Source organism: Selenomonas sp. AB3002 (assembly GCF_000702545.1).
GTDB lineage: Bacteria > Bacillota > Negativicutes > Selenomonadales > Selenomonadaceae > Selenomonas_B > Selenomonas_B ruminantium_A.
On the sequence record NZ_JNIO01000008.1, the window covers coordinates 1,451,601 to 1,465,542 of the forward strand.

A 13,942-nucleotide genomic window follows, 5' to 3' on the forward strand; every position below is an offset into this window, starting at 1 on the left:
TACACGACACCCCCACAGCACAAGCAGCGGGGATGATTGAAATTTGCAGTTTACAGCTGACAATAATTATAGAACACTATCGGCCATAGCGTCAACCATCAACTAAGCCTGTCCACGGCGCAAAAACAACTGTCAGAAGTCACAATTTTTCTTCCAGACAGCGCTGTTCGTGCCACTTCTTCAAGGCCTCCTCGTAGCTCTCGCACTCCAAAGTGAAGCCCTTGCCGGACACCTCAGAGGTGTTGGACACGATCATGAAAGCCTCGCTGTCATAGTGGTCCACAATGGTCTTCACCCGGCTCACCTGGGTGAGGCGCACCACCACGAAGAGGATTTCCTTCTGCTCCCGGGCAAAGCCTCCCTTGCCCTCGATGATGGTGACACCCCTGTGGACATTGGCCAGGATGTCATTGCAGATTTCCTGAGCCCGGGGAGAAACAATCATGATGCTCTTCTCCCGGTTCAAGCCTGCCGCCACCCGGTTGGTGAGCTCCGCCGTCACATAGATGGACACCAAAGTGTAGAGGGCTTCCTCCAGGCTGAAGATGAAGGAGGACCCCAGCACGATGACGAAGTTCAGCACGAATATCACCGTGCCCACGTCAATGGACCAGAACTTCTTCACCACAGCCCCCACCACATCCAGGCCGCCGGTATTGGCGTTGGAGCGGAAAATCAGGCCGAAGCCAATGCCCGCCAGCACGCCGCCGAAGATGGCGTTCAGCATGGTGTCCCCGGTGATATGCACCGCAGACTGCAGAAAGGCCGTGGCATCCCAGATCACCGACAGAAGCACCGTGCCCAGAATGGTGTCCACGGCATAGAGCCTGCCAAAGACCCGGTAAGCCAGGTAGATGATAGGCAGGTTGTAGACAATGTTCTGCATACCAACAGGAATACCCGTCAGATAGTAAATAATCAGGGCCACACCCGACAGGCCCCCTGTCAGCAGATGGGCCTGTATCAAAAACAGATTGAAGCCCATGCAGACAATGAAGCAGCCCAGGAAAATCTGGAAATAACGCATGCACTGCTTCTTAACTTCCGCTTTAGCCATAAATCTCTTTCACTCTTTCTTGCGGCTTCCTTGCCTGATAAAACTTAAATTACAGCAAACACATCACGGGAAAGGGTATCAGTCACCACTTCAACCTCTCCCTTAAGCCCGGAGAGTTCTTCCCTCAGCCGCTCCGCCAATACTGCCGCCACGGGAAACTCCGTGCCGAAGTGGCCGCCGTCTATGACATGGATGCCCATTTCCACTGCCTGCTGGGCTTCATGATACTTCACATCGCCGGTGACATAAGCATCCGCCCCCAGGAAGGAAGCTTTGGCAATAAACTCAGCACCAGCCCCGCTGCAAAGGGCCACCTTCTTGACCGCCTTGTCCCCTGCCCTGACCAGCCGCACATACTCCACAGGCAGGTTTTCCTTCACCTGACGGGCAAAATCTTCTATCGCAATGGACTCAGGCAGATAGCCAATGCGTCCCAGGGTAGGCTCTGCCCCTTCCTCGGCCTTGGCGGCAAAGGGCTGGATATCCGTAAGGCCAATGGCCTTTGCCAACACATCGTTCACGCCGCCCTCGGCAGTATCGAGATTGGTATGGGCAGCAGCCACGGCAATGCCATGCACCATCAGCTTCTGCAGTCTTGCACCTAAGGGCAGGTCCGTGCGCAGCTTCTTGATGCCCTTGAAAATCATAGGGTGGTGGGCCACTATCATATCTGCCCCCAAAGAGGCAGCCTCAGCCACTACCTCATCGGTCACATCCAGGCAGGTGAGAATCTTATGCACTTCCTGCGCGGGACTGCCCAACAACAGACCTGGATTATCCCATTCTTCTGCCAGCCTCTTGGGTGCAATGCGCTCCAAGGCTTCCATGACCTGCTGGCACTTCACAGCTTTGCTCACCAGTAAAGCCTCCCTTCAAGCTCCTTGATAAGTTCCAATACCTTGACATACTTCTTGGTCTTCTGGGCCCGGGGACTTTTCTCCATGCCCGAAGCCACCCGCTTCTGCTGGAACAGCAGCTGCTCGATATGGTGACGCAGGAGGGGCGGCTTCTTTTCCCAAAGCTTAGGGCCTATCAAAAGCTCCACAGGGGCTGGATAGCGCTTCCTGCCCTGCTCTGCCTTGATGATCTCGTAAATGCGCCCGTCATCCACGGCCAGGGCCTCATCCACGATATGCCAGCCGTTGCGGTAAAGCCAGCGGCGCAATTCCTCCGCCCCGTTCATAGGCTGCAGGATGAGATACTTCAACCCCTCAACCACTTCTGGCCTCACTGCCAGTATCTCCGTCATGAGGACGCCCCCCATGCCTGCCAGGCACACGGTGTCCACTTCTCCGGGCTTCAAGACCTGCACGCCGTCCCCCAGCCGCAGGGTTATCTTCTCTGTCAGCCCCTCCATCTTCAGGCTCCTGCCCGCTGCCTCCAGGGGACCTGAGTTCTTGTCACTGGCAATGACGAAATCCGCCTTGCCGGACTTTATAAGCTCTATAGCCAGATAACCGTGGTCCGTACCCACATCAGCCACCCGGCTCCCCGGCTCCACAAAATCCGCCAGGGCCTGCAATCTATCATCCAATCCCATGAGGATACCTCCTCCGCAAATACAAGAAAAAGAAAAAGGGCGCAACGCCTCCGTCACACCCTTGTGTATTCATAATGGCTCCTCGAGCAGGATTCGAACCTGCGACAGCCTGATTAACAGTCAGGTGCTCTACCGGCTGAGCTATCGAGGAATAAAAACCAACGTAGACAATTATAACGCATTGTTCAAATTTTGTCGATAGACAAAATTCACCAATTTACGTTTCGACGAGGCCACCGCTCAGTACAAGTCAAGCATAAGTTGTTTGCGTTGCCACGTTAATATATTTTCATAACCTGCAAAACGAGTCATAGGCACCTCGACCAATACTGTCAAGATGCCTATAGAAAGTTTAGTCTAAGAAATCCTTCAGCTTGCGGCTGCGGCTGGGATGCCTGAGCTTCCTCAGGGCCTTGGCCTCAATCTGGCGGATGCGCTCGCGGGTGACCCCGAAGCTCTGACCCACTTCCTCAAGGGTACGGGCCCTGCCGTCATCAAGACCGAAGCGCAGGCGCAATACCTTTTCCTCACGGGGAGTAAGGGTTTCAAGCACCTCTTCCAGCTGCTCCTTCAGCAGCATGAAGGAAGCTGCATCGGCGGGAGCAGGCGCATCCTGATCCTCGATGAAGTCTCCCAGATGGGAGTCCTCCTCCTCGCCGATAGGAGTTTCCAAAGAAACAGGCTCCTGGGCAATCTTCATGATTTCCCGGACGCGCTCCACGTTGATGTCCATTTCCTTGGCAATTTCCTCTGGCTGCGGCTCGCGGCCTAGCTGCTGCAGGAGCTGGCGGGACACGCGGATGAGCTTGTTGATGGTCTCCACCATGTGCACGGGAATACGGATGGTGCGGGCCTGGTCTGCAATGGCGCGGGTAATGGCCTGACGAATCCACCAGGTAGCATAGGTACTGAACTTATACCCCTTGTTGTAGTCAAACTTCTCCACAGCCTTGATAAGGCCCAGGTTGCCCTCCTGAATGAGGTCCAGGAACAGCATGCCGCGGCCCACATAGCGCTTGGCTATGCTGACCACCAGGCGCAGGTTGGCCTCTGCCAGACGCTTCTGAGCCTCTTCGTCGCCCTCTTCCATGCGCTTGGCCAGAGCCACTTCTTCCTCGGCCGTGAGCAGGGGCACGCGACCGATTTCCTTCAGGTACATGCGCACAGGGTCATCAATGCTGATGCCCTCAGGAACAGAGAGGTCAATCTCTACCTCTTCCTCATCTATGGGCTCCTCTTCCTGATTGTCGGAGCCGGAATCATCTACGATCTCAATGCCCTTCTTGCTGAAGGTATCATACATATCATCAATTTCGTCAGGAGAAAGATCCTGTGTCTGCAGGGCTTCCACCAGTTCCCCATAAGTGAGGGTCCCGCCATTACTCTTGCCTTTAGAGAGCAGATTGGCGATGATTTCGGAGCTGCGGTTCTTGCCCATAGCCGCAGCGGCACTGCGTACATCAGCCATTGAGCTCCCTCCTTTCCTGACCAGCAAATTCCATCATAAAATACAATTCACATACCATCCATTTCATCTTTGATTCTCTTAACCTCATTCAGTTCCTCAAGATATGTCATGTCCCCGGCCTGCATCTTTGCCTCGGCTTTCTCCGTATGGGCCAGGTACCGGGATTCAAGATAGGCTTTTCTCAGACTCCGCAGGGAATCCGTATAGGCCTCGGCCTCCTCCCGTCCCCCAAGGTCTTCCACCAGGGCGCGGGAGAGTTCTGCTGCCGCCTCCTCTGACAGGCGACCCTGCAGGGAAGCATCCTCAGGACGCTCTCCACTAGTGGCACAGTCCTGCAGGAAGGACAGCACTTCGCGCTGCACAGGGTCTGCTATGCCCTCCAGGGGCACCACCGTCAGGGTGTGGAGAATTATCCCCGGGTCCTGCCAGGCCGACCTGATGACCAGCCTGCCTGCCCTCTTGGCAGCGGTGTCCTTTTCCCGGACAGCCTGCCTGATGGGAGCCCGTTCCGGCTCCACCATCTCCACCGGAGCTTTCCTGTAGCGGCGCAGCTCCTCCAGCACCAGCCCTTCGTCTATCATGAGAGTCTGGGCCAGCTTCTTGACGTACTCCCCCAACAGGGCCTGGCTGACGCCTGTCAGCACAGGCATGATTTCCTGCAGAGCCCTGCCCTTGCCCTCCAGCGTGTCGTAGGGCACATGGGAGAGCACGTAGGAAATGCGGTAGTCCACCAAGGGCTTGGCCTCTTTCACCAGGGCGCGGAAAGCCTCAGCCCCGTGCTTCCTAATAAACTCATCGGGGTCCTTGCCATCCGGCACGGTGATGACTTTCACCACCGCCCCCGTGTCCCTGGCTGCTATGGAAAGAGCCCGTATGGTAGCCTGCTGTCCCGCTTCATCGCTATCGTAGCAGAAATAAATTTCCTTCGCATAGCGCATGAGCTTTTTGGCATGGTCCACCGTAAAAGCAGTGCCCAGGGAGGCCACCACGTTCTCCACTCCGGCTCCAAAGACGGAAATGGCATCCATATAGCCTTCCACGACTATGGCATACCCTGCCTCCTTGATAGCCCTGTGTGAACGGTTGAGACCAAAGAGCAGCTTTCTCTTGTTGAAGAGCACCGTCTCCTGGGTATTGAGGTATTTGGGCTGGCTGTCGTCCAGCACACGGCCGCCGAAACCAACCACCCGCCCCCGCTCATCGGCAATGGGGATAATGACCCGGCCCCGGAAGCGGTCGTAGACGCCTCCGCCCCCCCTCTGGCTTTCGGACACAAGTCCTGCCTTGAGGAGCAGCTCCGGTTTTACCCCCCGCTTCATGAAAGCGGAGGAAAGCTTGTCCCAGGAATCCGGGGCAAAGCCCAGGGAAAACTCCTCTATCACCGTCTCACTTATGCCGCGGCCCGCAAAATAAGCCAGCCCCGGCCTGCCATAACCGGTCTTGGTGAGACAGTTGTGGAAGAAATCCCGGGCCATCTCATTGACTTTCCGAAGGGCATTTAGCTCCCTTTCCCTGGCCTCCTCAGCGGGAGTCCTGGGCCGCTCCGGCATGGGGATATTCAGCTTTTCTGCCTGAAGCTTGATAGCCTCGAAATATGTGACGTTCTCAATCAAGGATATGAACTTGAAAACATTGCCACCTGCATGACAGCCAAAGCAATAGAAGAATCCCTTGTCCGGCACCACGGAAAAGGAGGGGGTCTTCTCATGGTGGAAGGGGCAGCAGCCCCAGTAGCGTCCGCCCTTGCGCTTCAAGGGCACATAGCTCTGTACCACCTGCAGGATGTCCGAACGGGAACGCACCTGCTCCACGAATTCGTCCAGCCTGCCGTCACCCACGGACACACACCCCTCCAGCTTTACAACCAAATTCCATCAGTACGACACCTGCTATAAATTCTATACAAAAGAGAATTTTCCTGCCCGTAAAAGTATCTAAGAGAAATATTTCCCAAATTGTGCAGACCATTCCCTAATTTAACTATATTCACCGCAAAATATAAAAATCCTCTACAGCTCAGCAATTTACTAAACCATTTGTTCCGCCGGAGGGACAAAGATGCTCTTGAAGAGCTGCACAGCATAGCTGTCCGTAAGACCGGCCACATAGTCAACCACCGTCTGCTGGCGTCCCCAGCGGGCTTCCCGCTCGATGAACTCATCAGGCAGCTCGGAGAAATTCTCCATATAATAGCCAAAAAGCTCCTGCAGCACGAACACCGCCTGCTTCCGCTCCCGGGCCAGCGCCTCAGAATGGTAGATATGCTTGAACATGAAGCGGCGGAACACATCCATTACATGGGCAACTTCCTCAGACTGGGCAATCTCGCCCCTGGCCAGGGAGGTTTCAATCATATCCGCCACCATGCTGGTTATCATCTGTGAGGTATCTGAGCCAAAATGCGCTGTGACCTCCGAGGGAAGTTCCCCCGGCTTCAGCAGCCCTGCCCTGATGCTGTCATCATAATCATGGCAGAGGTAGGCAATGCGGTCAGCTGTGCGCACGATCCTGCCCTCATAAGTCCTGGGCAGATTCGGTCCCGTGTGGTTCAGTATGCCATCCCGGGTTTCGGCAGTGAGATTCAGTCCCCTGCCCCCCCGCTCCAAAAACTCCACCACCCGCAGGCTCTGCTCGTTGTGGGAGAAATGGCCTATGAGCTTGGCCATGGCCGCCTCTCCCGCATGGCCGAAGGGGGTGTGCCCCACATCATGCCCCAGGGCAATGGCGTCCGTCAGATCTTCATTGAGCCGCAGAGCCCGGGCGATAGTGCGGGAAATCTGGGAAACTTCCAGGCTGTGGGTCATGCGGGTGCGGTAATGGTCCCCCGCCACGATATAGACCTGGGTTTTCCTCTTCAAGCGCCGGAAAGACTTGGAATGAAGTATCCTGTCCCGGTCCCGCTGGAACTTGGTGCGAAAAGCGCACTCCTCCATGGGCTCCTTCCTCTCAGCCTCACGGCTCTTGGCTGCCTGAGGAGAAAGGTACTCGTACTCAAACGCCTCAGTCTGCTCGCGAACGTTCATTCCTGTCCCTCCTCTGACAATTTTCTCCAGTAACACTATTATACGTGATTTGTCAAGTCCTTTCCTGCCGGGAAGCAAATAAATTTGGCTGGCAGACGGTTTGACAAAGGAGGGGTAAGATGCTAAGATATATCATGTTTTGCTGATATAGCAGACCTATGCGGATGTGGTGGAATTGGCAGACACGCTGGACTTAGGATCCAGTGCCTTTCGGCGTAAGGGTTCAAGTCCCTTCATCCGCACCAGAGGGAAACAAAAGGCTTCGCAAGCTTGGCTTGCGGAGCCTTTTTTGTCAACAATAAACTTCTATAGCCCTCTTGATGGCCTGGACTGTCAACGGCAACATAGGCCCCACTTCACCGTCCAGATCGCTCTCCAAGGCTTCCTCTGTGCTGACTGTGAAGCTCTCAGCCTGCAAGTGCAGCACCGCATCCATTTCCGATACAGGCCGTCCTGCGATGAGATCTTTGCCTATTGCCATCAGCTGAGGCACGCCGACCTTCCTGATTGCCAGGAAGTCAAGCAGCCCATCATCGACCTCCACGCCTTCAGCCACATGCTTCATGCTGCCCACCGTAGAGCTGTTGATGATGACAAAAAGGTAAGCCTCAACTTCATGGGCCTGCCCGTCTGCCAGTACCTTGAGCTTCCAGCTGTGGAATCTGGCCAGTTCACCAAGTCCTTTCAGATAATAGGCATTCTTGCCCAGGGCATTCTTGAGACTTGGCGCCACCTCATGGGCAATGGAGGTCATCATGCCGGCGCTGGCCACATTGATGAAGTATTCCTCACCTACAAGGCCCAGGTCGCAGCGACGCGTCCTGCCCTCAACTATCGTGTCGAAGTATTTTTCCAAATCCTCGTTGATGCCCAGATAGGTGGCAAAGTCATTGGAAGTGCCGCTGCCGATTATCCCCAGGGGCAGGTCCAGCTTCCCCTTCATGATGAGGTTGGCAGCTTCATGCACTGTGCCGTCGCCGCCGGCAGCGATGAGGCCGTCCGGCTGCAGCTCACGCACGAAATCTATCAGGCCGTCATTGCCCCCCGCCTTGGTGCGGTAGGGAATCAGCAGGGCTCCCCGGCGCTGGAAGGCTTCTACCATCATGTCAAGCTTGCCCTTGAAGGCGGCGCTGCCGCTGACGGGGTTGTAGAAAAGCACGAACTTACGCAAGAATAGCCTCCTTACTCTGCCTTGGTCTTGAAAACACCTATGCGCCGCAGGAACTTGATGCCGAAACGGCCAATCATGGGAATACGCACCAAATCATCTTCACGCAGGCCACCAATCAGCAGCATGACAGCGATGTAGACGCCGCAGCCGAAGAACACGGCCCCAAAGGTAGCTACAATAGCTGACCCCAGCAAAGCCATGGACTGCACGTAGAAAACATGGGTAGCCGCCGCCATCACCAAAGCCGCTATAATGGTCTTGAAGAGCTGCCCCATTTCCATCTTATAGCCAATGAACTTGTAGATGAACACCAGGTTGATGAGGGCAGCCACACCCATATCCGCCGCCGTAGCCCAGGCCGCGCCCATGATGCCCAGCCAGGGAATGGAAGTCAGGTGCCAGTTCAGCAACACCTTGGCCCCTGCTGCCACCACCATGTTCACCATGGGAATGGTGGGATGCCCCAGGCCCTGCAAGATAGCCGTGGAAACCTGATGAAGACCAAGGAGCACGATGCTCACAGCAGAAATCATCACCGCCGGCCCCGCACCCGGCGCATTGTAAATCAACGCTGAAATAGGCGTAGCCAGCACGAACACGCAGACAAAAGCCGGGAAGCAGACGAAGTTGGAAATGCGCACAGAAGCCGCCGTCTGGCTGTAGACCCTGTCCTTCTGCTTCAGGGCCCTGGCCTCAGAAATGGCCGGCACAATGCTCATGGCCATGGAAGCCGTAATCAGGCAGGAAAGGTTCACCAGCGGCACGGCCATACCTGTGAGATAACCGAAGAGCTCCGTAGCCTCCCCCACGGAATAGCCTGCCACTTCCAGACGCTGGGGTACAATCATCAGATCCAGGTTAGACACAATAGGCAGCATGATGCTGGCTGCCGATACCGGCAGGGACAGCTGGAAAATGCGCTTGATGATGTGTCCTGCCGACTCGTGCTCTGTGCCCGGAGGCGGCGTGAGCACCTTGCCGTAGTCCCTCTCAATGTCCCGGTCCAGCTTGATGTGGAAATACACCAGAACCATCAGGCCCGTCACCGCACCTGCCAAAGCGCCCAAGGAGGCACCAGCAGCTGCATAGTCAAGTCCCCAGGGCATGAGCAGGCTGGCCAACAGGATCATGGTGATGACCCGGAAAATCTGCTCCACAATCTGGGACACTGCCGTAGGCGTCATGCGCTGCCAGCCCTGCAGATAACCTCTGGAGCTGGCCAGAAAAGTCACGAAGAACACCGTAGGTGCCAGCACCACCACGGACATATAGGCCCGGGGGTCACGGATAAACTGCCACTCGATGAGCCAGTCTGCCAGGAAGTAGGTCAGGAAGGAGAAGAACAGGCCCGTGGCCAGCATAAGGCCCATGGAAATGCGGAAAACCCGCTTGGCCCCGTAGATGTCCTTCAGGGCCACCCTTTCCGCCGTGATGATGGAAATAGCAACCGGCACGCCTGCCTGGGACACGGTCATGGCCAGAAAGTAGATGGGAAAAGCCATCTGATAAAGGCCGATACCTTCGCCCCCCAGGATACGGGACACGAAAATCCAGTTCAGGGAGCCGATGACCTTCACCACAAACCCGGCAATGGTCAGGATAAATGTGCCCTTGAGGAAGGACTCGCCCTTGCTGCTCTTCTTTTCCTCCTGCTCCTGGCTTTCTATCTCTTGATTCGTTTCTTGCTTGTTAATGGAAAACACCGCCTAGTAATCTGCCTCAGTTTTGCTTATGGCAAAACGTCCTTGTTGGCGTTATAATTGTATAAAGTGTAACAGAAGAATTATAACGCAAATAGGTAGATTTTGCCATAGGCAAAATATACCTATTTGCGTTTCGACGAGGCAACAGCCGAGTCATAACGCAATTACGATGCAAAGTAGATTTTGCCATAGGCAAAATGCAGAAAGGAGGCTTGCCATGAACATCATCGACTTCGACACCCGCATCGGCAGACAGAAACCCAACAGCCTCCTGCGTGAGGAAGCCTGCCCCTTCTGCGACCGGGAGCACCTGACGGACATCATAGCCGAAGAAGATGGCATGATTCTTTTGAAGAACAAATACAACGTCATCGTGGGCGCTGACCAGTTCGTCCTGATAGAAGGCCGGGAGTGCCAGACGGATATGCCGGACTACTCTCGGGAGAAAATGCGCCACCTCATCAGCTTCGGCCTCCATCACTGGCAAAAGCTGATGCACTCAGGCCGCTATGAAGACGTGCTGTTCTTCAAGAACTTCGGACCTCTCTCTGGCGGCACCATCCGCCACCCCCACATGCAGCTGGTGGGCTTTCCCAAACTGGACAGAAGCTGCCTCTCCCTGCCCGAGTACTTCGATGGTCCCCTGATCGCCGAGAAAAACGGCGTTTCCCTGCGCCTTTCCCAAAAACCCCGGGTAGGCTTCTGGGAAATCAACCTTCAGACAGAGCGCCTCTACCAGACCGAAAGCGTAAACACCCTGGCCGACTTCATCCAGCTCAGCGTTGACTACTTCATGAACCATTTCTCCCGCCGGGGCCAGAGTTACAACATCTTCTTCTACCACGAAGGAGACAAAAAAATCATGGTCAAAATTCTCCCCCGCTACGCCACCTCCCCCCTCTACATCGGCTACGGCATCCGCTTCCGCCCCACCAGCCTGGAGGAGGCCGAAAAAGAGATTCGGCAGCTTTACTTCCAAGACAGCAAAGAATAGAAACAGCCTCCTGGCGAGCCAGATCTCACCAGGAGGCTGTTTCTTATTTGCGGGCCGCTATGCAGAACAGCGGCACCTTATCAAACTGCATGCTTTCATCTACATGCACCCTGGAGCCGATATCCTCCTCCAGAGTCACTTCCATGCCCAAACTGCGCAGGAACGCGACATCCCAGCCTGGACGGCGGTGGGTGCTGATCCTCAGCTCATCCTTGATTTCATTGCACTCCGTCACCAGTTCCCTGCGTATGCCTGCATGGACATCCGTGGGCTCATCCTTCTTCACAAAGGGAGCCAGTCCATAGTCAGAATCAAAATTCAAAAGTAGGCCGCCGGGCTTCAATACCCGCTGCCACTCCCGATAAGCCTCCATCACATCCGGCAGGGTCCAGGTCAGGTTGCGGGTGACCAGCACATCAAAGGAATTGTCTGCAAAGTCAAGGACCTGGGCATTGCCCTTGCAAAAATCCACACGGCAGCCTGCCGCCAGAGCATTCTGCTTGGCCTGATGAAGCATCTCACCGGACATATCGACACCTGTCACCTCATGCCCCAGCTGAGCCAGCAGGATAGCCAGGAAGCCTGCCCCGGTGCCCACATCCAGCACCTGCAGTTTCCCCTCAGGCAGCTTCTCAGCCAGCACCTGTCGCCAGGCCGCCCCGCAAGGCCCCGCCAGCTCCTTCAGCCGCAGCCTGCTGAAATCCCCGCTGCGCTCGTCCCAATATGCCTCTATCAGCTCCTGAAGCTTAATTTCCTGCTCATAGGCAGTTTCCCTCTGCCGAACATTGGCTTTCACTATCAGCACCCCCATGGTAGTTTCTCTCTGTCTACTATTTTATCTTAGTAAAGACAGAAAAATAAGCCTCCCAGGGGGTTACTTTTATCAAAAGCCTCTCAGTCTTTCTTAACAAGCAAAGCAACATTCTCCACGTGCGAAGTATTTGGGAACATATCCACCGGCTGCACCTTCACGGCCTTGTAGCCCAGCTCATCCAGCACGGCAATGTCCCTGGCCAGGGTGGCGGGGTTGCAGGAGACGTAAACTATCCTGACCGGCTGCATGTCTGCGAAGGTCTTCAGCACTGTTTCCGTGCAGCCTGCCCGGGGCGGGTCTACCACTACCACATCGGGGCGCACACCCTGCTTGTAGAGGCGGGGCATGACCTGGGTGGCATCGCCTACGATGAATTCTGCATTCCTTACGTTGTTGTCCCTGGCGTTTTTATTGGCATCCTGGATGGCGGGCTTCACAATCTCGATACCGATGACTTCCCTTGCCTTCTGGGCCAGGAACAGGGTGATGGTGCCTGTGCCGCAGTAAGCGTCAATGACAGTTTCCTCTCCCTTGAGGTTGGCAAATTCCATGGCCTTGTTGTAGAGGACTTCCGCCTGGGCAGTGTTAACCTGGAAGAAGGAACGGGGGGAGATGTGGAAATTCAGGCGGCCCAGGCTGTCCTGGATGGTGGGACGCCCCCAGATAAGCCTGGTATCCCTGCCCATGATGACATTGTTGCGGTAGGTCTGGATATTCTGATGAACGCTGACCACCTTCGGGAGTCTCGCCCGCAGCATCTTCACGAATTCCTTTTCCCGGGGCAGGGTCTTGCTGGCGGTGACTATGACCACCATGATATCCCCATTGCTGCCCACGCGGCCCACCACATGACGCAGGACGCCGGTGTGCTTGTCCTCATTGTAGACGGGAATGTTCAGCCTGGTGACAATTTCCCGCACGGCGTTCACCACTTCGTTGTTGCCTTCCTTCTGGATATGACAGTCAGTGGTGTCGATGATATTGTGGCTGCCCTGAGCAAAGCAGCCGATAACGGTCTTGCCCTTCTCCCTGCCAATGGGGAACTGCATCTTGTTGCGGTAGTTCCAGGGAGTGGCTGCGCCGAGGGTGGGCTCCACAAAGAGGTCAGGCTGCTTGCCAATGCGGGTCACGGCATCTATCACCTGCTGGCGCTTGGCCTTCAGCTGCGCTTCGTAGCTCAGGTGCTGGAGCTGGCAGCCGCCGCATTCCTTGTAAATGGGGCAGACGGGCTCCACCCGGTCGCTGCTCTTGCGGACAAGCTCCAGCAGCTTGCCCATGGCATAGGTCTTCTTGACCTCCGTGATGCGCACCTTGGCCTTTTCTCCCGGCAAGGCGTAAGGCACGAAGACAGTGAAATCCTCATAGCGCCCCACACCCTCGCCGCTGGTGCCCAGGGTGTTTATTTCAATCTCGTAGACTTGTCCCTGCTGGACAGGTATCTTTCCCTTCATCTTTCCTCACTTGCCTCGCTTGCATCGTCACCAGTCACAAATTCCACCTTGGTAAAGAGGTCGGCAGGCATCTCCAGGATAAACCTGGCGCCGCTTTCCTCCAGCTCCTCACGGGTGCGGAACCCCCAGGTGACCCCCAGGGCAATGGCTCCCGCATTCCTGGCGGTTTCCATGTCCACGCTGCTGTCACCGAAGTAGGCAACTTCCTTGGGGCTAACCCCCATCTTCTCCGCCAGCTTCAGCACCTTCAACGGGTCAGGCTTCCGGGGCAGGTCCGGCTGGTCGCCGATAACCTCAACGAAAGTGCCCTCAGCAAAAAGCTTCCGACAGATTTCCTCGGCGGCGCTCTGATGCTTGTTGGTGCAGACAGCCAGGGGCACCCCCATCTCCTGAAGGCGCTTCAGCATATTGAAGATGCCTGCATAGGGGCGGGTCTTATTGAGGATATTTCTGGCATAGCACTCCTTGTATTCGGCCAGAAGTGCGTCCACCAGTGCCTCATCCCCTGCCTTGTCCTCCGGCAGTACGCGCTCAATCAGCTTGCGGGAGCCGTTGCCCACCTTGTAGCGGTACAGATCCACCTCGAAGGTGGGGAAACCGTGGGCAGTGAGGACTTCGTTCACGCTGTCCGCCAAATCTTCCAGCGAGTCGATAAGGGTGCCGTCAAGGTCAAAGACCGCAGCCTTGGCAGTGACGGCAGCCCTGTTGAAATATTGCATGA

Annotated in this window: 12 protein-coding genes and 2 tRNA genes; 2 read left to right on the forward strand and 12 right to left on the reverse strand. The window is 55.8% G+C overall.

The features are described from left to right. Positions 1-139 precede the first annotated feature (139 nt). The 7 genes from P159_RS0114905 to P159_RS0114935 all read right to left on the reverse strand — a co-directional run bounded on the left by P159_RS0114905 (position 140) and on the right by P159_RS0114935 (position 7,088). Entirely contained in the window at positions 140-1,057 is a 918-nt protein-coding gene (locus tag P159_RS0114905) for a YitT family protein (RefSeq protein ID WP_029545289.1), read from the reverse strand. 44 nt (positions 1,058-1,101) lie between these two features. Then, positions 1,102-1,914 carry a Nif3-like dinuclear metal center hexameric protein gene (locus tag P159_RS0114910; protein ID WP_318253599.1) on the reverse strand — a complete coding sequence of 271 codons (813 nt, stop codon included), beginning with the start codon at positions 1,912-1,914 and terminating at the stop codon, positions 1,102-1,104. After that, the gene (locus P159_RS0114915) at positions 1,911-2,597 is read right to left on the reverse strand and encodes a class I SAM-dependent methyltransferase (protein WP_029545292.1); all 687 of its coding nucleotides are present in this window, start codon (positions 2,595-2,597) and stop codon (positions 1,911-1,913) included. The genes P159_RS0114910 and P159_RS0114915 overlap by 4 nt, the downstream gene beginning before the upstream one ends. Before the next feature lie 75 nt (positions 2,598-2,672). Beyond that, a tRNA-Asn gene (locus P159_RS0114920) sits at positions 2,673-2,748 on the reverse strand. Between the two features lie 201 nt (positions 2,749-2,949). After that, entirely contained in the window at positions 2,950-4,065 is a 1,116-nt protein-coding gene (gene rpoD, locus P159_RS0114925) for an RNA polymerase sigma factor RpoD (RefSeq protein ID WP_051650396.1), read from the reverse strand. Positions 4,066-4,112: 47 nt separating this feature from the next. Next, positions 4,113-5,903: a DNA primase gene (gene dnaG / locus P159_RS0114930; protein WP_029545296.1), complete on the reverse strand. Its 1,791-nt coding sequence runs from the start codon at positions 5,901-5,903 to the stop codon at positions 4,113-4,115. A gap of 189 nt (positions 5,904-6,092) precedes the next feature. After that, entirely contained in the window at positions 6,093-7,088 is a 996-nt protein-coding gene (locus tag P159_RS0114935) for a deoxyguanosinetriphosphate triphosphohydrolase (protein WP_029545297.1), read from the reverse strand. Positions 7,089-7,248: 160 nt separating this feature from the next. Here P159_RS0114935 and P159_RS0114940 point away from each other — a divergent pair. Continuing rightward, positions 7,249-7,333, forward strand: a tRNA-Leu gene (locus tag P159_RS0114940). Between the two features lie 47 nt (positions 7,334-7,380). Here P159_RS0114940 and P159_RS0114945 read toward each other — a convergent pair. Then, positions 7,381-8,259, reverse strand: coding sequence for a YegS/Rv2252/BmrU family lipid kinase (locus P159_RS0114945; protein ID WP_029545299.1), 879 nt, complete (start codon positions 8,257-8,259; stop codon positions 7,381-7,383). A gap of 11 nt (positions 8,260-8,270) precedes the next feature. Continuing rightward, positions 8,271-9,953, reverse strand: coding sequence for a polysaccharide biosynthesis protein (locus tag P159_RS0114950; RefSeq protein WP_318253646.1), 1,683 nt, complete (start codon positions 9,951-9,953; stop codon positions 8,271-8,273). 226 nt (positions 9,954-10,179) lie between these two features. Between P159_RS0114950 and P159_RS0114955 the strand changes: the two genes are divergently transcribed. Then, a complete protein-coding gene (locus tag P159_RS0114955) occupies positions 10,180-10,956 on the forward strand; it encodes a DUF4931 domain-containing protein (RefSeq protein WP_029545302.1) in 777 nt (258 codons plus the stop codon). 43 nt (positions 10,957-10,999) lie between these two features. On the opposite strand, the gene P159_RS0114960 is transcribed toward P159_RS0114955, so the two are convergent. The 3 genes from P159_RS0114960 to P159_RS0114970 form a co-directional block, all read right to left on the reverse strand. Further along, a complete protein-coding gene (locus P159_RS0114960) occupies positions 11,000-11,752 on the reverse strand; it encodes a class I SAM-dependent methyltransferase (RefSeq protein ID WP_318253601.1) in 753 nt (250 codons plus the stop codon). 98 nt (positions 11,753-11,850) lie between these two features. Then, positions 11,851-13,221 (reverse strand): 23S rRNA (uracil(1939)-C(5))-methyltransferase RlmD, encoded by a 1,371-nt coding sequence (gene rlmD / locus P159_RS0114965; RefSeq protein WP_029545306.1) that lies wholly within the window; start codon positions 13,219-13,221, stop codon positions 11,851-11,853. Next, positions 13,218-13,940, reverse strand: a complete 723-nt coding sequence (locus P159_RS0114970) for an HAD-IA family hydrolase (protein WP_051650398.1) — start codon at positions 13,938-13,940, stop codon at positions 13,218-13,220. Before P159_RS0114970 ends, rlmD begins: the two co-directional genes overlap by 4 nt. Between the last annotated feature and the right edge of the window lie 2 nt (positions 13,941-13,942).